Genomic DNA, 19,695 nt, shown 5'->3' on the forward strand with positions numbered 1-19,695 from the left:
TCGCGCGGATCGGCGGCAAGGCACACCATGGACCAAGCGCTTGCTCAATTGCTGCCAGGTGGAGGACGATCGATGAAAGAGCTCGAGGCCCGATCCGGGGACTTCGTCGGCGAGGTGGCCGAACCACCCCGGGTGGCGCGGTACGCCGTCAACGAGGCGATGATCCGCAACTGGGTGGAGGCCCACGACGACCTCAACCCGGTCTACGTCGACGCCGAGGCCGCCCGCGCCACCGGCCGCGACGACGTCATCTGCCCGCCGGCCATGGTCACGACCTGGGTGATGCAGGGCTACCGCCGCTGGCGTCAGGTCCAGGCGCTGCGCGCCGACGGCGTGCAGGAGGACCACGCGTACTCCCGGCTCCTCGCCCTGCTCGACGAGCACGGCTTCACCTCCGTGGTGGCGACCGCCCAGGAGCAGGAGTACGTCCGCGAGCTCACCCCCGGGACCCGCGTGACCTGCCACTTCACCATCGAGGCCATCTCGCCGATCAAACGCACCGGCCTCGGCGACGGCTGCTTCATCACCCTGCGCAAGCGCTACGTCGACCAGGAGGACCGGCTGCTCGTGGACGAGAGGTTCGTGATCCTCCGGTTCGATCCCACCACCAAGGACGTCCCGAAGGAGCCCGCAGCATGAGCGCCGACGCACCTCAGGAGCGGCGTACGGCCGTCCCCGGTCTGACCGTCACCCAGGACAACGAGTTCTTCTTCACCGCGGCCCGCGAGGGACGGCTGGAGATCCAGCGCTGCGGTGACTGCCAGACCCTGCGCCACCCGCCGGCGCCCGCGTGCGCGTCGTGCCGGTCGTTCGCCTGGGACACCGTGACCGCGAGCGGCCGGTGCACGCTGCACAGCTGGACGGTGATCCACCACCCGCAGGATCCCGCCTTCACCTACCCGCTGGCCGTCGGCCTCGTGGACCTGGAGGAGGGCACCCGCCTGGTCGCCGACATCAGCGGCGTCGACCACGCGGACCTGCGCCTCGGCCTGGAGCTGGAGGTCGGCTTCGCCGAGCACGCCCACGGCGAGATCCTGCCGCAGCTGCGTCCGGTCGGAGGTGTCGCGTGAGCCTCGACCTCGCGACCGTGACGATCGGCGACATCCTCCCCGAGCTGGCCCTGCCGCTGGACCGCACCACCATCGTGGCCACCGCGATCGCCAGCCAGGACTTCGAGGACGTCCACCACGACCCCGGCAAGGCCAACGAGCGGGGCACGCCCGACATCTTCATGTCGATCAACTCCACCAACGGCTTCCTGGACCGCTACGTGACCGACCTGTTCGGCCCGGCGACCCGTATCCGCACAGTGTCCCTGCGGCTCGGCGTCCCCAACTTCCCCGGCGACACGATGACCTTCTCCGGCGACGTCGCCGAGGTCACCGGGAGCGCCGTCGTGCTGCAGGTCGCCGGCCGCAACGCCCGCGGTGCCCACGTCACCGCCACCGTCACCCTCGACCAGCCCACCGATCGACCCGCCGGAGGCACCCAGTGAGCAGCAACTTCTCCGGCGGCGCCGCGATCGCCGGGATCGGCGCGACCGAGTTCTCCAAGAAGTCCGGGCGCAGCGAGTGGCAGCTGGCCTGCGAGTCCGTGCTCGCCGCCCTCGAGGACGCCCAGATCGGTGTCGAGGAGGTCGACGGGTTCGCCCTGTTCACCATGGAGACGAACCCGGAGATCGCGGTCGCCCGTGCCCTCGGCATCCCGGAGCTGAAGTTCTTCAGCCGGATCCCGCACGGCGGCGGTGGCGCCTGCGCCCCGGTCCAGCAGGCGGCGCTCGCGGTCACCTCCGGTGTCGCCGACGTCGTCGTGGTCTACCGCGCGTTCAACGAGCGCTCGGGACACCGCTTCGGCCAGGGCCCGCCGCCGTTCGCCTACACCGCGAACACCGACCAGGAGTACCGCAACTGGATCAACCCCTACGGCCTGCTCACGCCGGCCCAGCAGGAGGCCTTCCTCGCGCGGCTCTACATGGAGAAGTACGGCGCCACGAGTGCCGACTTCGGCCAGATCTCCGTGCTCTCCCGCAAGCACGCCGCCACCAACCCGAAGGCGTGGTTCTACGAGCGGCCGATCACCATCGAGGACCACCAGTCCTCACGGCTGATCGCCGACCCGCTGCGCCTGCTCGACTGCTGCCAGGAGAGCGACGGCGGCCAGGCCCTGGTCGTCGTCAGCGCCGAGCGCGCCCGCGACCTGCCGCACCCGCCGGCGATCATCACCGGCGCCGCGCAGGGGGTCGGCCCGCAGCAGATCTCGATGAGCAGCTACTACCGCGACGACATCGACGCGATGCCCGAGGTGGAGCTCGTCGCCCAGCAGCTGTGGCACCAGGCCGGCATCGGTCCCGACGACATCGACGCCGCGATCCTCTACGACGCGTTCACCCCGATGGTGCTGCTGCAGCTGGAGGAGTACGGCTTCTGCGGCCGGGGCGAGGCACGGCACTTCATCGCCGACGGCAACCTCGAGGTCGGCGGCCGGCTGCCGATCAACACCCATGGCGGTCAGCTCGGCGAGGGCTACATCCACGGTGTCAACGGGATCGCCGAGGGCGTACGCCTGATCCGCGGCACCTCGGTCAACCAACCCACCAAGACGCTCGACAACGTGCTGGTCACCGGGGGCTCACCGGTCCCGCACTCGGCGCTCGTCCTGTCCGCGGACCGCTGAGGAGATCGACATGCATCCCGTCATCGTCGACGCCGCCCGCACCCCGTTCGGCAAGCGCGAGGGCTGGCTCTCGGGCGTCCACGCCGCCGAGCTCCTCGGGTACGCCCAGCGTGGCGTCCTCGACCGCACCGGCATCGACCCCGAGCTGGTCGAGCAGGCCATCGGCGGCTGCGTCACCCCGATCGGCGAGCAGTTCGGCAACATCACCAGGACCTCCTGGGTGCACGCCGGGCTCCCGACCGCGACCGGCACCACGACCATCGACGCGCAGTGCGGCACCGCCGCCCAGGCGGTCAGCCTGGTGGCCGGCCAGATCGCCATCGGCTCGCTCGAGGTCGGGATCGCCTGCGGGGTCGAGCTGATGTCGCGGGTGCCGCTGACGTACAAGGTGGGCACGGGGCTGGGTACGCCCCGGCCGGAGAGCTGGTCGGTGACCAACCCGGACCAGTACACCGCCGCAGACCGGATCGCCGTACGCCGCGGCCTCGGTCGCGAGGATCTTGACGCCTTCGGGCTGCGCTCCCAGCAGCGCGCCGCCGCCGCGTGGGACGCCGGGGTCTTCGACTCCCAGATCATCCCCGTCGCCGACGTCACCCGTGACCAGGGCTTGCGCGAGTCCTCGCTGGAGGGCCTGGCCCGGCTCCGGCCGGTCAAGGAGGGCGGTCTGCACACCGCGGGCACGTCCTCGCAGGTCTCCGACGGCGCCAGCGCCGCACTGCTGATGTCCGCGCAGCGTGCCCGCGACCTGGGCGTGAAGCCGAGGGCGCGGCTGCTCAACCAGTGCGTGATGGGCGGCGACCTGGAGTACATGCTCGACGCCCCGATCGAGGCGGCCGCCAAGGTGCTCGCCCGGGCGGGGATGACGATCGGCGACGTCGACGTGTTCGAGGTCAACGAGGCCTTCGCCTCGGTCCCGATGTCCTTCGCGCAGGTCCACGGCGTCGACGAGGACCGGCTCAACCCCCACGGCGGCGCCATCGCCCTCGGTCACCCCGCCGGCGCCACCGGCATCCGGCTGATCGCGACCGCGCTCGCCGAGCTGGAGCGCCGCGACGCCCAGGTCGCCATGGTCGCGATCTGCGCCTCGGCCGCCACCACCTGCCTCCTCCTCGAACGGCTCTGACATGCCTCTCGCTCTCACCGACGACCACCGCGACCTGGCCGACTCCGTCGCCGCCTGGGCCCACCGCGCCGCCCCGATCGAGGCGACCCGTGCCCAGCTCGACGACCTCGCCGCCGGCAAGCGTCCCGACGCCTGGGACGCCCTGGTGCGGCAGGGCCTGCATGCCATCCACCTGCCCGAGGAGGACGGTGGCGCGGGCGGCGGCCTGATGGAGCTCGCCGTCGTCGCCGAGCAGCTCGGCCGGGCCCTGCACCCGGGCCCGTTCCTGCCGACCGTCCTGGCCGGCGGCGCCGTCACCGCAGCCTCTGCGGGTCCTGTCCGCAGCCGGCTGCTGGCGCGCTTCGCCGAAGGCGCCACCGGCGCCCTGGTCGACGGACCGGGCATCGCGGCCGCACCGTGCGACGGCGGCTGGATCCTCTCCGGCAGCAGCCTGCCCGTGCTGGGCCTCCCCGGTGCCGAGATCGTCGTGGTGCGCGCGGCCACGGCGACCGGCGAGCCGGTGTGGTGCACGCTGACGCCGGCCGCGGGCGAGGTCCGGATCGAGCCGGCCACCGACCTGACCCGCCCCGTCGGGCGCCTGGTCCTCGACGACCGCGCCGTCGAGGCGGCCGCGGTCCTGCCCGCGCCGGGCGACCACGCGGTGGAGCTGCACACCGCCACGCTGCTGGCCGCCGACGCGGCCGGTGTCGCCCGCTGGTTCGTCGACACGATCGTCGAGTACGTCGGCACCCGCCGGCAGTTCGGCGTCCCGGTCGGCAGCTTCCAGGCGGTGCAGCACAAGATCGCGTCGATGCTGGTCAGGGCCGAGATGATCGGCGCCGTCGCCTGGGACGCCGCGCGTGCCGCCGAGGACACCGCCGACCAGCAGCGTCTCGCCGCCGCCCAGGTCGGCCTCACCGCGCTCCCGGCCGCCGTCGACGTGGCCGGGGACGGCGTCATGCTCTACGGCGGCATCGGCTTCACCTGGGAGCACGACGCCCACCTCTACTGGCGCCGCGCGATCAGCCTCTCCGCCGTCCTCGGTGAGGAGAGCCGCTGGGCGGCCCGGCTCGGCGCGGTGGCGCTCGAGGCCGATCGCGACTTCGGCTTCGTCGCCGACGATGCGCTGCCCGAGCTGCGAGCCGAGCTCGCCACGATCCTCGACGCCGTGCTGGAGCTGCCCGACGACGGCGTACCCGCCTCCGGGTGGGGGTCCTCGCGGGGCGGTCGCCGTCAGGAGCACCTCGCCGAGGCACGGCTGGTGGCTCCGCACTACCCGGCACCCTGGGGGCGTGCGGCCGGGCCGCAGGAGCAGGCCGTCATCGCCCAGGAGTTCACCCGCCGGGCGCTCGCGCAGCCCTCGACCGTGATCGGCGAGTGGGTGCTGCCCACCCTGCTCGTGCACGGCACCACCGAGCAGCAGCAGCGCTTCCTCGACCCGACCCTGCGCGGCGAGATCCTGTGGTGCCAGCTCTTCTCCGAGCCCGGCGCCGGGTCCGACCTCGCCGCTCTCTCCACGCGGGCCCGCAAGGTCGACGGCGGCTGGCTGATCAGCGGTCAGAAGGTCTGGAACTCCATGGCCGCCGAGGCCGACTGGGGTGTCTGCCTGGCCCGCACCGACCCCGAGGCCCCCAAGCATGCAGGCATCTCCTACTTCCTGGTCGACATGCGCAGCCAGGGTGTGGACGTACGTCCGCTGCGCCAGGCGACCGGACTGTCGGAGTTCAACGAGGTCTTCCTCGACGATGTCTTCGTGCCCGACGACTGCCTGGTCGCCGAGGCGGGCGCCGGCTGGCGGCTGGCCGTCACCACGCTCGCCAACGAGCGGCTCAGCATGGGCGCGCGGCTCAGCCACGGCTCCAGCGACCTCGTCCGCGCGGTGCTCGGCTCCGGCGACCACCAGGCGCCACGCGACGCCGTCGTCGAGGTGCTCGGCCGGTGCGTCGGCCGCGAGATGGCGCTGTCCGCGCTCAACCTGCGCTCGGTCCTGGCCCGCATCGACGGACTCGACCTCGGCGCCGAGATCAGCGTGCAGAAGGTCTGCAACGCCATCGCGCAGCGCGACAACTCCCGCGACCTGCTCCGCGTCCTGGGCCGCCACGCGCTGCTCGCCGCGCCGCCGACCGCCCGGCACACCGTCGACCCCGTCATCGACCACCTCGGCCTGCCGGCCGTGCTCGTCGGCGGCGGCACCCTCGAGATCCAGCTCAACGTCATCGCCCGCCGGGTGCTCCGGCTCCCGCGCTGACCTCCACCACCGACCGCAAGGAACAGCGACATGTACCCCGAGCTCTCCGACAGCTCCAAGGCACTGCGTGCCGAGCTGCGCGCCTACTTCGCCGCCACCATCGACGAGGAGGACCGCGCGGCGCTCGCCGAGCAGACCGAGGGTGGTCCGGTCTTCGACCGGGTCCTGCGCCAGATGGGCGCGGACGGCTGGCTCGGCCTCGGCTTCCCGGCCGAGTACGGCGGCCGCGGCGAGGACCCCGAGGCCCTCTACGTCTTCTACGACGAGGCGCTGCGTGCCGGCGCCCCGCTGTCGCTGGTCACCCTCAACACCGTCGCACCGACGCTGATGAAGCACGGCTCGCAGGAGCAGAAGGACTACTTCCTCCCCAAGATCCTGCGCGGGGAGCTGATGTTCGCGATCGGCTACACCGAGCCCGGCGCCGGCACCGACCTCGCCAGCCTGCAGACCCGAGCCCGGATCGAGGGCGACGAGCTGGTCATCAACGGCAACAAGATCTTCACCAGCGCCGGCGTCTTCGCCGACTGGGTCTGGCTCGCGGTACGCACCGATCCCGACGCCCCGCGCCACCAGGGCATCTCCGTCGTGCTGGTGCCGACCTCGAGCCCCGGGTTCTCGGTCACCGAGATCCACACCGTGGGCGGGATCAGCACGTCGGCGACCTACTACGAGGACGTACGCGTCCCGCTGAGCAACGTCGTCGGCGGGCTCGACCAGGGCTGGAGGCTGATGACCAGCCAGCTCAACCACGAGCGGGTCGCGCTGGCCGCCCGCGGTGGCATCGCCAACCAGATGTACGACGCCGTGCTCGCCTGGGCGCAGGCCGAGAAGCTCGGCAACGGCACCCTCTACGACGTCCCGTGGGTGCGCAGCGCGCTGGCCGAGGTCTACGCGCTGCTCAGCGCCGCCGACCTGATGAACCTGCGCCTCGTCTCCGACGTCGCCGCCAACACGCTGGGTCCCGGCGACTCCGCCGCCGCCAAGATCTTCGGCACCGAGGCGGTCGTGACGGCGTACGGACGGCTCCAGCAGGTGCTCGGCGCCGCCGGGCTGCTGCGGCCCGGCTCGCCGGGGGCCGCGATCGAGGGCCGGGTCGAGTCCCTGGGCCGGCGCGCTCAGAACAACACGTTCGGGGGCGGCACCAACGAGGTGATGCGCGAGATCGTCGCCGCCAAGACGCTCGGCATGACCCTCGGGGCCCGCCGCAAGGAGACCTCGCCGACCCCTACGACCGCCACGAAGAACGGGAACTGACATGGACTTCGACCTCACCGAGGACCACGCCGAGGTCCGCGACCTCGCCGCGCAGATCCTGGGCGACCTCGCCCAGGTGGAGCGCGTCGTCGAGGTGGAGCGCAACGAGGGCGGCTTCGACGCGCGCCTGTGGGAGACGCTCGCCTCCGCCGGCCTGATCGGCATCGCCCTCCCCGAGGACGTCGGGGGTGCCGGTCTCGGGATGGGCGGCCTGGTCGCTCTGCTCGAGCAGCAGGGTCGCCACGTCGCGCCGGTGCCGCTGTGGTCGGTCGTCGCCGGCGCCGCGCTGCCGCTCGCGAAGTTCGGCTCGCCCGCCCAGGTGGAGCGGTGGGTCGGCCCGGTCGCCGAGGGCACCGCGATCGTGACCGGTGCCTTCGACGCCGCCCCCGGCCGGCTCGCGCAGCTGACCGGTCTCGCCGTCGACGGTGGCCTGCGGGTGACCGGCGAGCTGCCGCAGGTGCCAGCCGCGCCGGTAGCCAAGGCGGTCCTCGCACCCGTGGCGCTGGAGGACGGTGGCCTCCGGGTCGCGCTGGTCCCGCTCGACAGAGCCGGGGTCACCGTGACCCCGGTCGCGGTCACCAGCAACGAGAGCGCCGGCGCGGTCGTCCTCGAGGACGCCGTGCTGACCGAGGACGACCTGCTGCCCGCCGACGGCGCCACCGTGGTGGCATGGACCCGGCGCCGGCTGCGGATCGCGCTGGCGGCGGTCGCGCTCGGCGTGTGCGAGGAGGACCTGCGGATCACCGCCGCCTACACCTCGCAGCGCGAGCAGTTCGGCCGGCCGCTGTCGACGAACCAGGCCGTCGCGGTGCGGGCCACCGACGCGTACCTCGACACCGAGGCGATCAGGCTGACCACGCTCAAGGCCGCCTGGCTGCTCGACAACCCCGACCAGGGTGGCGAGGAGGCCGCCGAGGCTGCCGGACTGGTCGCCAAGTGGTGGGCGTCGGTCGGCGGGCTGCGGGTGGTGCTCGCCGGGCAGCACCTGCACGGCGGCATCGGCGCGGACATCGACTACCCGGTCCACCGCTACTTCTTGTGGGGCCGCCAGATCGCCTTCTCGCTCGGCAGCGGCGACGCGATCGCCGCCGAGCTCGGGGACGTACTGCCCACCGCTCCGCGCATCGGCGCGCCCGCCTGACCACCGAGGAGACTCCTATGTCCGACCCCGTCATCGTCGACGCGATCCGCACCCCGTACGGCCGCCGCGGAGGTGTCCTGTCCGGCCTGCACGCGGTCGACCTGCTCGGCCGCGCCCAGCGCGGCATCCTCGAGCGCACCGGCGTCGACCCCGCCACCGTCGACGAGGTCGTCGGCGGCTGCGTCACCCAGGCAGGAGAGCAGTCCGGGAACGTCGTCCGGTTCGCCTGGCTGCACGCGGGTCTCCCGGAGGAGGTCGGCTCGTCGACCCTCGACGCCCAGTGCGGCTCGGCCCAGCAGGCCGTCCACCTGGTCGCGGCGCAGATCGCCGCCGGATACATCGACACCGGCATCGCCTGCGGTGTCGAGTCCATGTCGCGGGTGCCTCTGCTCGCCAACCTCGGCGACGGCACGGTCGGCCAGCCCCGGCCCGACGACTGGACCATCGACCTGCCCGCTCAGTACGAGGCCGCCGACCGGATCGCGGAGCGCCGGGGCCTGACCCGGGAGGACCTCGACGCCTTCGGCCTGGCGTCACAGCAGCGTGCCCGGCAGGCGTGGGACGCGGGCCGGTTCGCCGACCAGGTGATCGAGGTCAAGCTGCCCGACGGCACGGTCGTGGCGCGGGACCAGGGCCTGCGAGACACCAGCCTCGAGGCGCTCGCCGGGCTCCGGACCATCCGCGAGGGCGGCCTGCACACGGCCGGCACCGCCTCGCAGATCTCCGACGGCGCCACCGCCGCGCTGTTGATGTCCGCGACGCGTGCCGCGGAGCTCGGGCTGCGTCCCCGCGGCCGGATCCTCGCCCAGACCCTGCTCGGTGCCGAGACGCAGTTCCTCCTCGACGGCCCGGTCCGTGCCGGGGAGCGGCTCCTCCAGAGGACCGGGATGAGCATCAGCGACATCGACCTGTTCGAGGTCAACGAGGCGTTCGCCGCGGTTCCGCTGTCCTTCGCCCGCGTGCACGGCGTCGACCTCGACAGGCTCAACGTCAACGGTGGTGCGATCGCGCTGGGCCACCCGGTCGGCTCGACCGGCATCCGCCTGATCGCGACCGCGCTCGACGAGCTCGAACGGCGCGACCAGCAGCTCGCGATGGTCGCGATCTGCGCCGGTGGCGCCCAGGTGACCGGCGCGATCATCGAGCGGATCTGACGTCGTGACCCTCACCCCGGAACACACCGACGAGCTCGTCGAGGAGGTCGCCGCCCTGGCGTCGGCCACCCGCCGTCTGATGCTGGCCGCGGCCACCGCCGACCTCGACGTCGACGAGCTGCGCGCCGCCCGGAGCCGGATGGACGCGCTCACCGACGAGCTCGGCCGCCGGCGCCGCGCCCGGGTGCTGCGGGCCGACTTCCAGGCCCCGGCGCGAACCCGGGCGGCCGGCCCGGACCGGCCGTTGCCGATCTTCCGGTTCAACCCGCAGGCGCTGCCGCTGGCGCTCCGCTTCGACGGTGACACGGCGCGCGCGACGACGGTCCCCAACGCGCTCTACGAGGGGCCGCCGGACTCGGTGCACGGTGGGTTCCTCGCGCACCTGATGGACTGCATGCTCGGCACGCTGGTGCAGACCACCGGGCGGCGGGCGGTCACCGCGACCCTCGACCTGAGATACCTCGCCCGCACCCCGCTCGACGTGCCCGTCGACCTCGCGGCGCGGATCGTGGAGATCTCGGGCCGCAAGATCCGCGCGGAGTCCTGGGTCGAGGTCGACGGCAAGCGCACCGTCGAGGCCACCGGCCTCTTCATCGAGCTCGAGGAGATCCCATGGGCTACGAGCTGACCGGCCTCGAGGGCAAGGTCGCGGTCGTCACCGGCGCCGGCAGGATGCGCTCGATCGGTCGCGCCCTGGCCGTCGAGCTCGCCCGCGCCGGCTGCGACGTGGTCGTCACCGGCACCGGGCGGCGCCCCGAGGACCGCCCCGCCGACGAGGTCGCCGCCGGATGGCGTGACGTCGAGTCCGTCGCCGACGAGGTCCGGGCCCTCGGCCGGCGGGCGTCGGCGGTGGTCTGCGACGTCGCCGATCCCCATGACGTACGCCGTCTCCTGGAGCTGACGTGTGCCGAGCACGGTCGGGTGGACGTCATCGTCAACAACGCCGCGGCCTCCCGCGGGGAGGACCGGGTCCCGCTGGTCGACCTGTCGATCGAGGCGTTCGACCGGGTGATGGCGGTGAACCTGCGAGGCACCTTTCTGATGACCAGCGTCTTCGGGGGCCACCTGGTCGCGCAAGGAGACGGCGGCAGCATCATCAACATCTCCTCGATCGGCGGGAAGCTGAGCGGAGCCGGGACCGGCGCCTACTCCGCGTCCAAGGCCGCGGTGCAGTCGCTGACGTCCTCGGCAGCCAAGGAGCTGGGCACGCACGGCATCCGCGTCAACGCGGTCTGCCCCGGCGTGACCGAGACCGGACGTCTCGACGACCGAGACCCGGAGTCGTGGCGCGCCTACGTCCGCGCCAACCTGCCACTCGGCAGGAGCGGGGAACCGCACGAGGTCGCCGCAGCGGTGGTCTTCCTCGCCAGCGACCAGGCCGCGTGGGTCACCGGACAGGCGTGGAACGTCGACGGCGGACAGCTGACGGTCAGGTGACCGCATCCCCAGCACCCAGCCAGCCCAGACCGAAGGACGAGAGGACACCGAAGCAGCATGATCACCCGTGACGAGGCCGTTGCCCTGTTGACCGCGCCCGGAGCGCCTCTCGAGATCCGCACGGAGGACGTCCTGGGTGAGCCCATGGACGTCTACGCGAACCGGCAGCGGTCGCTGCGTGAGCTCCTGGAGGCCTCGCGAGCCCACGGCGACCGGGACTACCTGGTGACGACGGGTCGGCGGATCGGCTTCGCCGAGCACCACGACCAGGTCGCCGCGCTCGCCCGGGTGCTGCGCGAGGACTACGGCGTCGGCCGAGGCGACCGGGTCGGACTGTGCGCGGCCAACTGTCCCGAATGGATCGTCGGGTTCTGGGCCGCGGTCTCGCTCGGCGCCGTCGCCGTCGGGATGAACTCGATGTGGGCCCGCCCCGAGCTCGCCCACGGCGTCGAGCTCACCGAGCCGAAGGTCATGATCGTCGACGAGCCGCGGGCCCGCCTGGCCGAGGGGCTGGACGTCCCGTTGCTGAGGGTCGAGTCGGACCTGCCGCGGATCGCGTCCGAGCATCGGGGCACGTCCTTGCCGGAGCTGGATGAGGAGATCGCCGAGGACGATCCCGCGGTGATCCTGTTCACCAGCGGCACCACCGGTCGGGCGAAGGGCGCCACCCACTCCCATCGCAACGTCATCGCCGCGGTGTGGTTCCACCTGCTCAACGACGCCGTCGCCGCCGAGATGGGGCTGCCGCAGGCGGACCGTCGGTTCCTGCTGGTCTCGCCCCTGTTCCACATCGCGTCGCTGCACAACCTGGCGGTCGTCCGGCTCGTCGTCGGCGACGTGGCGGTCCTGCACCAAGGCAAGTTCGACATCGAGCAGGTGCTGCGGCTCATCGAGCGGGAACGGATCACCAACTGGGGTGCGATGCCGACGATGCTGACCCGCATCATCGAGCTCGGTGACCGGCTGCGGGAGTTCGACCTGTCGTCCCTGCGCAGCCTCTCGGTGGGCAGCGCACCGTCCTCGACCGGTCTCAAGGAGGCGCTGCGAACGGCACTTCCCCAGGCCGGCAGATCCCTGGGTACGACGTACGGCCTCACCGAGTCGTGCACCGCCGCGACCCTGGCCTCGGCGGCCGAGCTGGCTGCGGACCCGTCCACGGTGGGGCGCCCGGTGCCGACCGTCGAGGTCGAGATCCGTGACACCGAGGGCCGTCCGGTGCCCGAGGGGATCGAGGGTGAGATCCACCTGCGCGGCGCCCAGATGATGCTCGGCTACTGGAACAACCCCAAGGCGACGGCCGCGTCGACCGCGCCGCACCGATGGTTCCGTACCGGCGATCTCGGCCACCTCGCCGACGGTCAGCTCCACATCGCGAGCCGCCGCTCCGACCTGATCCTGCGCGGCGGCGAGAACATCTACCCGGCCGAGGTCGAGGACCGCCTCGTCGCGCACCCTGCCGTGCGCGAGTGCATCGTGATGGGTGTCCCGGACCCCGACTACGGCCAGGCGGTCGCTGCGGTCGTGGTGCTGCACCCGGGGGAGAACGTCTCGGCCGAGGACCTGTGCGCTCACACCGCGGCCGGCATCGCGCGCTACAAGGTGCCGACCCGCTGGCAGATCACGCTCGACGAGCTGCCCCGCAACGCGACCGGCAAGGTCAACCGCCGCGACGTCCGGCTGACCTGAGCACAGCTGTCCCGCCTCGCCCGAGGCGCGGGACCGACGAGAAGGAGTCCGCATGTCCGTACCTCTGATCGGGCGCAGCACCGCTGCCGCCCTGGTCGCCGTGGCGATGCTCGCCAGCGGCTGCGCGTCCAGTGACGGTGAGAAGCCCGCGAGGGCGGGGGAGGCGCTCGAGGAGGGGATCCGCAACGTCGCCGACGGCGGCGAGCCGGTGGACGGTGGCACCCTGACCTATGGTGCCTACACCGAGCCGACCTCGCTCGATCCGACCGTCACCATCGCGGCGGCGACGACGGGCGGCAACGAGATGGCCAACATCTACGACACGCTGGTGACCTTCGACCCGGAGAAGCAGGAGTTCGTGCCGCGGATGGCCGAGTCCATCGAGCCGGACGCGGACTTCACGACCTGGACGCTCACCCTCCGCGACGGCGTGACGTTCTCCGACGGCACCCCCCTCGACGCGGCGGCGGTCGTCTGGAGCCAGCAGCGTTACGCCTCGGCGAAGGCACCTGAGACCGCTCTGTGGGTCGACAACGTCACCTCGGTCACCGCGACCGACGAGCACACCGTGACGTACGAGCTGGCCCGGCCGTGGCCGCTCTTTCCGGGTGTCCTCAGCACCGGCCCCGGCCTGATCGTCGCGAAGTCGTCGGTCGGCGCGGACGGCGCGTTCACGCCCGTCGGCGCGGGCCCGTTCACCCTCGGCGCCTGGGAGCCCGGTGAGTCGCTCGAGCTGAAGGCGCGTCAGGACTACTGGGACGGTGCCCCTCACCTGGACACCGTGAAGATGGCGTTCCTCGGGGACCAGCGCACGAGCCTCGACTCGCTGCTGAGCGGTGGCGTGGACTCCGCGCTCATCCGTGACCCCGACCTGGTCGACGAGGTGCTCGAGAAGGACCTGCCGGCGTACGTCAACATGCGCGCCGCCGGCAACATGGCCATCATCAACGCCTCCGAGGGGGCTGCCGGCCACGACCCGCGGGTCCGCAGGGCGATCGCGCTGGCCATCGACCCCGCGCTGATCTCCGAGCGGATGTTCGGCGGTGCCGGCATCGCGTCCTCCGACCTGTTCCCCGACTACTCGGTGTGGCACACCGGCGTCGCGGGTCTCGAGCCCGACCGTGCCGAGGCGACCAGGCTCGTCGAGGAGGCCAAGGCCGAGGGCTGGGACGGCGTCATCACCTACGTCGACGGCACCGACCCCGCCTCCCGGGCCTCGATCCAGGCGGTCAAGGCATCACTCGAGGCGGTCGGGATGACCCTCGACCCGCAGCCGGCGCGCACCATCTCCGAGCAGATCACCAAGATCGCCGTGGAGCGTGACTACGACCTCGCCGGCTGGAGCATCAACTTCGTCGAGGCCGACCCCTTCGCCCGGATGTACGCGACCATGCACAGCGGCGGGACGCAGGTCTACGGCATGCACACCAGCCCGGAGATGGACGCGCTGATCGGCTCCTTCCAGGCCGCCACCACGAAGAAGGACCAGCTCGCGGCGATCGCCTCCATCCAGGAGCAGGTCAACGAGGACGTCCCGTTCGTGACCTTCGGTCCGTACTCCGAGCTGAGCGTGTGGAACGAGGACGTGCACGGCATCACGGGTGCGGCGAACTCGATGATCATGCTCGACGACGCCTGGGTCGACTGATCCGGATGAGCGCCGGAACGGCTGTCCGGGACACCCGTTGGGTGCTCCCGGGCATCCTCCTGGTCACCACCGTCACCGGTGTGGTGGGCAGCCTGGGTACGCCGCTGGTGACCGGGGTCGCCCGGACCGAAGGGGTGTCGCTGGTGACGGCCCAGTGGGCGATCACCTCGACGCTCGTGACGGCGGCGGTGGCGTGCCCGATCGTCGGACGGCTCGGGATCGGACGCCGCCGCAGGCCGGTGCTCATCGGCTGCCTCGTGCTCGTGATGCTCGGCACCGCGCTCGGCGCGCTGCCGCTCGGCTTCGGGCCGCTGCTGTTCGGCCGGATCCTGCAGGGCCTCGCCTTCGCGATCGTGCCGCTGGCCTTCTCCATCGCCCGCAGCGAGCTGCCGGAGCCTCGCGTCCGAGGCGCCGTGGCGGCGATCTCGGTCGCGAACGTCACCGCCGCCGGACTCGGCTTCCCGGTGACCGCGTTCATCGCGACCTTCGCGGGCACCAAGGGAGCCTTCGGGTGGGCGTGCGGCCTGTCGGCCGCTGCGCTCCTCGTCGCGCTCGTGGTCGTCCCGGGCAGCGACGAGGACGCGCCGCGCGGTGTCGACTGGCTCGGCGCGCTGCTGCTGAGCGCCGCCACGGCGGTCGTGCTGCTCGCGGTGACCCAGGCGAAGACCTGGGGGATCACCTCCCCGCTCACGCTCGGGCTGCTCCTGGCCGGCGCCGTCTGCTACGGCGCGTGCGGCTGGTGGTTGCTCCGGGTCGAGCGCCCGCTGGTCGACCTGCGGGTGGCGGTCCGGCCCGGCGTACTGGTGGCGAACGTGTGCGGTCTGCTGGCCGCGCTGAGCATGTTCCTGCTGCTCGCGCTGGCGATGATCCTCGTGCAGACGACCGCGGAGCACGGCTACGGGCTCGGCCGCTCGGTCGCCGTGGCGGGCCTCATGCTGGCGCCGTACGCCCTCACCAGCGTCCTGGGCTCGCGGATCGCGCTGTGGGCCGGCAGGTTCGTGACCCCCGACAAGCTGCTGGCCTCCGGGTGCCTCCTGTTCGCGGCGGCCTGCCTGGCCCTGGCCGTGGGGCACGACTCGCTGGTGAAGGTGACGCTCGCGGTCGTCATCGGTGGCTTCGGCAGCGGGATGACCTTCAACTCCATGCCCTCGCTGATGGTGCGTTTCGTCCCTGTCGCCGAGACCGCCAGCGCCCTCAGCTTCAACATGGTCCTCCGGTTCCTCGGCATGTCCGTCGGCAGCGCGCTGGCACTGGCCGTGCTCGACGCGTTCGCGGGGGACGGGCGACAGACGAGCGAGGCCGGGTTCGTCGCCGCGGGTCTGGTCGGTGCCGGCGTCGCGTTGCTCGCCGCGCTGGCCTGTCTGGTCCTCGGCCGGACCACGAAGACCGATCCCGAGATCATCGAGCAGCCGACGCATCAGTCGGTCGAGGAGTGAGTGTGATGGAGACCTTCGCCCAGATCGTGGTGAGCCGAGCCGGCGACGACGCGCCCGGACTCTGCTTCGAGGAGAGACGGTGGACCTGGGACCAGGTGTTCCGCGAGGGCGCCGTGCGTGCCGAGGCGCTGCGGGCAGCCGTGCCCGGCGCAGAGGGGCGGCAGGTCCATCTCGGCGTGCTCCTCGAGAACGTGCCCGACTACGTGTTCTGGATCGTCGCGGCGTCCCTCGCCGATGCCGTGGTGGTGGGCCTGAACGCGAGCCGCAGCGCCCCCGAGATCGCCCAGGACGCTCGGCATGCCGACGTCGACCTGGTGGTCACCGAGTCCCGGTTGGCGCACCTCGCCGCCGAGCTCCACGGCGACGGCGGCGTGCGAGTCCTCGACATCGACAGCCCCGCCTACGACGCCTGGCTGGCGCCACATCGTGGTGCCGAGGTGCTCGGGGGGTTCGTGGAGCCGAGTCCCGACCGGCTCGCCATGCTGCTGTTCAGCTCCGGCAGCACCGGCGCGCCGAAGGCGGTCATCGTCAGCCAGGGCCGGCTCGGGCGGCTCACCACGACCATCTCCGAGCGGGTCCGGATGCGACGGGACTCCGTGACGTACCTGTGCATGCCGCTCTTCCACGGCAACGCGGTGATGATGAACCTCGCGCCGGCCGTCGCCATGGGTGCGACCGTCGCGATGACCAGGAAGTTCTCGGCCAGTCGTTTCGCCGAGGACATCCATCGCCACGGGGCGACGTACGTGAACTACGTCGGCCGGGCGCTCTCCTACGTCCTGACGCGCCCGGAGGATCCGCGGGACCGGGCCGGCACGCTCGAGCTGGCCTTCGGCACGGAAGCCTCCGAGGCCGATGTCCGCCTGTTCGGCGAGCGGTTCGGGTGCGAGGTGATGGAGGGGTACGGCCTCAGCGAAGGCGTCTTCCGGATCAACCGGACGCCGGAGACCCCGATCGGCTCGCTCGGCCTCCCTGCCGGCGGGGTGGACGTACGCGTCTACGACGAGGTCACCGGAGCCGAGTGTCCCCGTGCCCGCTTCGACGCCGGCGGCCGGCTGATCGATGCCGCCGCGGTCGGCCAGATGGTCGCCGTCGGGGCCGCGCACACCTTCGAGGGCTACTACGGAAACCCCGGCGCGATGGCCGAACGGGTCCGCGGCGACGACTTCTGGTCCGGCGACCTCGCCTACCGGGACGAGGCCGGCTACTTCTACTTCGCCGGCCGCTCCTCGGACTGGTTGCGGGTCGACAGCGAGAACTTCTCCGCCGCGCCGGTCGAGCGCGTCATCCAGCGCCTGCCCTGGGTCGCCGCCGCACCCGTGTACGCCGTCCCCGACCCGCGCACCGGCGACAACGTGATGGTGGCGCTCGAGCTGGAGCCGGGCGGCTCCTTCGACCCGGCCGCGTTCGGCGAGTTCCTCGCGGCACAGCCCGACTTCGGTGCCAAGTGGTGGCCGACGTACGTCCGCGTGGTCGACCGGATGCCGCTCACCGGCAGCGGCAAGATCGACAAGACCCCGCTGCGCCGGGCGGCGTGGAGGACCCCGGACCAGGTCTGGATGCGCGTCGGCAGGACGGCGGAGTACCGGCTCCTCGATGCCGCCGGCCGGGACCGGATCGACGAGGAGACGGCCGAGCACAGGGGCCGGTCGCACCTGCCGACCCACTGAGCGGGAACACCGGTCGTGGGTCGGGCACACCCTTCCTAGTGTGACGACCGACACAGGTCGTTCGGGGGCCTGCAGGCACCGCCCGTTCCGATGCACGAGACCACCTGGAGTGAACAGTGAAGACACCCATCTCGATGCGCACGCGCTTGGCCGCGACCCTGTGCGCACTCGCCGTGGCCGCCACCGGCTGCGGCAGCGGCAGCGGCGATGACTCCGCGACGGCCAGGAAGCTCGCCCCGGAGGAGATCTACCGCGACGGCCTCATCAACGTGGAGAAGGACGCGGGTGAGCCCGTGAAGGGTGGGACCCTGCGCGTCGCGGAGTACTCCGAGGCCGCCGTCCTCGACCCGACCAAGACCTATCCCACCGGGGCGACCGGCCTCAACGTGATGGCCTCCATCTACGACACCCTGATGCGCTACGACCCCGAGACGACGGAGTACCAGCCGCAGCTCGCCGAGTCGCTCTCGAGCGACGACTCCACCACCTGGACGCTCGAGCTTCGCGACGGCGTGACCTTCAGCGACGGCACGCCCCTCGACGCCGACGCGGTCGTGGCCAGCATCAACCGCTTCATCACGAACCGCGGCCTCCACGGGCAGATCATGCAGGCGAACATGAAGTCGATGGTCGCGACCGACACCTCGACCGTCACCTTCACCTTCAACTCCCCCTGGCCCCGCTTCCCGGCACTCCTCGCGGCCGGTCCCGGCCTGATCCTGGCGCCCGCCGCGTACGCGGACGAGAAGCAGTTCCAGCCCATCGGAGCCGGCCCGTTCGTCCTCGAGAAGCAGTCGCCCGGCGAGAAGACCGTCGTGCGGGCCAACGAGGACTACTTCGACGGCCGCCCCGACCTCGACAAGATCGAGTTCCTCCAGCTCGGCCCGGACCAGGCCAAGCTCGAGTCGCTCGAGGCAGAGGAGGCCGACCTGATCTACGTCTCGCAGGACAAGGTCATCAACCAGCTGGTCGATGACGGCGTGAGCGGCACGATGAGCGGCATCAGCGGTACGCCGGTCATGAACCTCAACCACCGCAAGGGCACCGCGACCAGCGACCTGCGGGTGCGCCAGGCGATCCAGCTCGCCTTCGACGAGAAGAACTTCCTCAAGCGGACCACGGGCCAGGACGACCTCGCCGACCGTGGCCTGATCGCTCCCACCTCGATCTGGGACACGGACGTCGAGCCGGTCGAGGTCGACGTCGAGGCCGCCAAGAAGCTGGTCGAGGAGGCGAAGGCCGACGGTTTCGACGGCAAGCTCCGCTACGTGGGCCTGGGCGACGCCGACTCCAAGGCCGGTGCCGTGGCGATCAAGGCGATGCTCGACGCGGTCGGCTTCGACGTCCAGCTCGACCTCGTCTCCTCGGTCGCCGACGTGGTGTCCAAGGTCTACGTCGAGGGCGCCTTCGACATCGCCCGCGGCTCCAACAGCATCCCCGACGCGGACCCGTACAGCGCCCTGGACACCGCGCTGAACAGCACGTCGGCGGCGAACCCGGGCCGCTACGCCAACCCGGAGATGGACCGCCTGCTCGGTGAGCTCCGCGGTGTCACCGACCCGGAGGACGGCATGAAGGTGATGACCGAGATCGAAGAGCTCTGGAAGAAGGACGCCGCGTACGTCAACGTCGGTTTCGGTGGCTTCGTCGAGGCCTGGAACGACAACGTCCACGGCATCACCCCGACCACCCAGACCGCCGTGCTCTTCGACGACGCCTGGATCGACAACTGACGGGTCCTGACCGACCCTGACCGACCCTGACAGCCAGGTGTCCCGGACGTGCCGTACGTCCGGGACACCCGGCCGTCTCCGAGGAGGAACCGATGAACGACCGGAATGCACTGATCGAGCGGCTCGCGGAGATCGCCGCCGCCATCGACGGCCGCGACTGGGACACGATCCGCGGCGCCGTCACCGAGGACGCGCACGGCTACGGCGTCGACGGTGGCCCGGAGGCCATCGTCGCCAGGATGCAGGCCCACCTCGGCGGGGTGGGTGCGACCCAGCACCTGCTCGGCAACCACCGGGTGCAGGTCGAGGGGGACCGCGCTCGCACCCTCACCTACGCCCGTGTCCACCACGTCGGCGCGGGGCCGATGGAGGGTTCCTTCTACGAGTGCATGGGGGAGTACGACGACCGCTGGGTCCGCGCCGATCGTGGCTGGCTGATCAGCCGGCGTACGTTCACGATCAGGATCGGGCTCGGCGACTTCGCCGTGCTCCGCCCCGCGGACTGACCGGACT

General features: G+C 71.9%; 17 protein-coding genes. All 17 read left to right on the top strand.

The annotated features are described in order from the left end of the window. Nucleotides 1-72: 72 nt before the first annotated feature. The gene (locus ACZ6WN_RS04315; RefSeq protein ID WP_465862914.1) at nt 73-639 is read left to right on the top strand and encodes an FAS1-like dehydratase domain-containing protein; all 567 of its coding nucleotides are present in this window, start codon (nt 73-75) and stop codon (nt 637-639) included. Further along, nucleotides 636-1,070, top strand: coding sequence for a Zn-ribbon domain-containing OB-fold protein (locus ACZ6WN_RS04320; protein ID WP_465862915.1), 435 nt, complete (start codon nt 636-638; stop codon nt 1,068-1,070). The genes ACZ6WN_RS04315 and ACZ6WN_RS04320 overlap by 4 nt, the downstream gene beginning before the upstream one ends. After that, complete coding sequence (locus tag ACZ6WN_RS04325; protein WP_465862916.1) at nt 1,067-1,495, top strand: hotdog family protein; 429 nt, start codon at nt 1,067-1,069, stop codon at nt 1,493-1,495. The genes ACZ6WN_RS04320 and ACZ6WN_RS04325 overlap by 4 nt, the downstream gene beginning before the upstream one ends. After that, complete coding sequence (locus tag ACZ6WN_RS04330; RefSeq protein WP_465862918.1) at nt 1,492-2,673, top strand: lipid-transfer protein; 1,182 nt, start codon at nt 1,492-1,494, stop codon at nt 2,671-2,673. Before ACZ6WN_RS04325 ends, ACZ6WN_RS04330 begins: the two co-directional genes overlap by 4 nt. A gap of 10 nt (nt 2,674-2,683) precedes the next feature. Further along, nucleotides 2,684-3,796, top strand: a complete 1,113-nt coding sequence (locus ACZ6WN_RS04335) for a steroid 3-ketoacyl-CoA thiolase (protein WP_465862919.1) — start codon at nt 2,684-2,686, stop codon at nt 3,794-3,796. A 1-nt stretch (nt 3,797) separates the two neighbouring features. Then, nucleotides 3,798-6,023 (top strand): acyl-CoA dehydrogenase, encoded by a 2,226-nt coding sequence (locus ACZ6WN_RS04340; RefSeq protein WP_465862920.1) that lies wholly within the window; start codon nt 3,798-3,800, stop codon nt 6,021-6,023. A 30-nt stretch (nt 6,024-6,053) separates the two neighbouring features. Next, a complete protein-coding gene (locus ACZ6WN_RS04345) occupies nt 6,054-7,277 on the top strand; it encodes an acyl-CoA dehydrogenase family protein (protein ID WP_465862921.1) in 1,224 nt (407 codons plus the stop codon). Nucleotide 7,278: 1 nt separating this feature from the next. Further along, nucleotides 7,279-8,418: an acyl-CoA dehydrogenase family protein gene (locus tag ACZ6WN_RS04350; RefSeq protein WP_465862922.1), complete on the top strand. Its 1,140-nt coding sequence runs from the start codon at nt 7,279-7,281 to the stop codon at nt 8,416-8,418. A gap of 17 nt (nt 8,419-8,435) precedes the next feature. After that, a complete protein-coding gene (locus ACZ6WN_RS04355) occupies nt 8,436-9,572 on the top strand; it encodes a steroid 3-ketoacyl-CoA thiolase (protein ID WP_465862923.1) in 1,137 nt (378 codons plus the stop codon). Between the two features lie 4 nt (nt 9,573-9,576). Further along, complete coding sequence (locus ACZ6WN_RS04360; RefSeq protein ID WP_465862924.1) at nt 9,577-10,200, top strand: PaaI family thioesterase; 624 nt, start codon at nt 9,577-9,579, stop codon at nt 10,198-10,200. Beyond that, nucleotides 10,185-11,009, top strand: coding sequence for an SDR family NAD(P)-dependent oxidoreductase (locus tag ACZ6WN_RS04365; protein WP_465862925.1), 825 nt, complete (start codon nt 10,185-10,187; stop codon nt 11,007-11,009). Before ACZ6WN_RS04360 ends, ACZ6WN_RS04365 begins: the two co-directional genes overlap by 16 nt. Nucleotides 11,010-11,066: 57 nt before the next feature. Next, complete coding sequence (gene casG / locus ACZ6WN_RS04370) at nt 11,067-12,695, top strand: steroid-24-oyl-CoA synthetase (protein ID WP_465862926.1); 1,629 nt, start codon at nt 11,067-11,069, stop codon at nt 12,693-12,695. Between the two features lie 52 nt (nt 12,696-12,747). After that, entirely contained in the window at nt 12,748-14,343 is a 1,596-nt protein-coding gene (locus ACZ6WN_RS04375) for an ABC transporter substrate-binding protein (RefSeq protein ID WP_465862927.1), read from the top strand. A gap of 5 nt (nt 14,344-14,348) precedes the next feature. Further along, the gene (locus ACZ6WN_RS04380) at nt 14,349-15,779 is read left to right on the top strand and encodes an MFS transporter (protein ID WP_465862929.1); all 1,431 of its coding nucleotides are present in this window, start codon (nt 14,349-14,351) and stop codon (nt 15,777-15,779) included. Between the two features lie 5 nt (nt 15,780-15,784). Next, complete coding sequence (locus ACZ6WN_RS04385) at nt 15,785-17,449, top strand: AMP-binding protein (protein WP_465862930.1); 1,665 nt, start codon at nt 15,785-15,787, stop codon at nt 17,447-17,449. 134 nt (nt 17,450-17,583) lie between these two features. After that, on the top strand, nt 17,584-19,182 hold the full coding sequence (locus tag ACZ6WN_RS04390; RefSeq protein WP_465862931.1) for an ABC transporter substrate-binding protein: 1,599 nt from the start codon (nt 17,584-17,586) through the stop codon (nt 19,180-19,182). Between the two features lie 92 nt (nt 19,183-19,274). Continuing rightward, nucleotides 19,275-19,688, top strand: coding sequence for a nuclear transport factor 2 family protein (locus tag ACZ6WN_RS04395; protein ID WP_465862932.1), 414 nt, complete (start codon nt 19,275-19,277; stop codon nt 19,686-19,688). Nucleotides 19,689-19,695: the final 7 nt, after the last annotated feature.

The sequence above is a fragment of the Nocardioides sp. NPDC054178 genome (assembly GCF_055585005.1).

Coding starts and splice junctions, on each gene's coding strand:
- casG (WP_465862926.1), top strand. CDS start 11,067: ATGATCACCCGTGACGAGGCCGTTGCCCTGTTGACCGCGCCCGGAGCG.
- ACZ6WN_RS04375 (WP_465862927.1), top strand. CDS start 12,748: ATGTCCGTACCTCTGATCGGGCGCAGCACCGCTGCCGCCCTGGTCGCC.
- ACZ6WN_RS04395 (WP_465862932.1), top strand. CDS start 19,275: ATGAACGACCGGAATGCACTGATCGAGCGGCTCGCGGAGATCGCCGCC.
- ACZ6WN_RS04340 (WP_465862920.1), top strand. CDS start 3,798: ATGCCTCTCGCTCTCACCGACGACCACCGCGACCTGGCCGACTCCGTC.
- ACZ6WN_RS04355 (WP_465862923.1), top strand. CDS start 8,436: ATGTCCGACCCCGTCATCGTCGACGCGATCCGCACCCCGTACGGCCGC.
- ACZ6WN_RS04350 (WP_465862922.1), top strand. CDS start 7,279: ATGGACTTCGACCTCACCGAGGACCACGCCGAGGTCCGCGACCTCGCC.
- ACZ6WN_RS04365 (WP_465862925.1), top strand. CDS start 10,185: ATGGGCTACGAGCTGACCGGCCTCGAGGGCAAGGTCGCGGTCGTCACC.
- ACZ6WN_RS04380 (WP_465862929.1), top strand. CDS start 14,349: ATGAGCGCCGGAACGGCTGTCCGGGACACCCGTTGGGTGCTCCCGGGC.
- ACZ6WN_RS04385 (WP_465862930.1), top strand. CDS start 15,785: ATGGAGACCTTCGCCCAGATCGTGGTGAGCCGAGCCGGCGACGACGCG.
- ACZ6WN_RS04345 (WP_465862921.1), top strand. CDS start 6,054: ATGTACCCCGAGCTCTCCGACAGCTCCAAGGCACTGCGTGCCGAGCTG.
- ACZ6WN_RS04315 (WP_465862914.1), top strand. CDS start 73: ATGAAAGAGCTCGAGGCCCGATCCGGGGACTTCGTCGGCGAGGTGGCC.
- ACZ6WN_RS04335 (WP_465862919.1), top strand. CDS start 2,684: ATGCATCCCGTCATCGTCGACGCCGCCCGCACCCCGTTCGGCAAGCGC.
- ACZ6WN_RS04320 (WP_465862915.1), top strand. CDS start 636: ATGAGCGCCGACGCACCTCAGGAGCGGCGTACGGCCGTCCCCGGTCTG.
- ACZ6WN_RS04390 (WP_465862931.1), top strand. CDS start 17,584: ATGCGCACGCGCTTGGCCGCGACCCTGTGCGCACTCGCCGTGGCCGCC.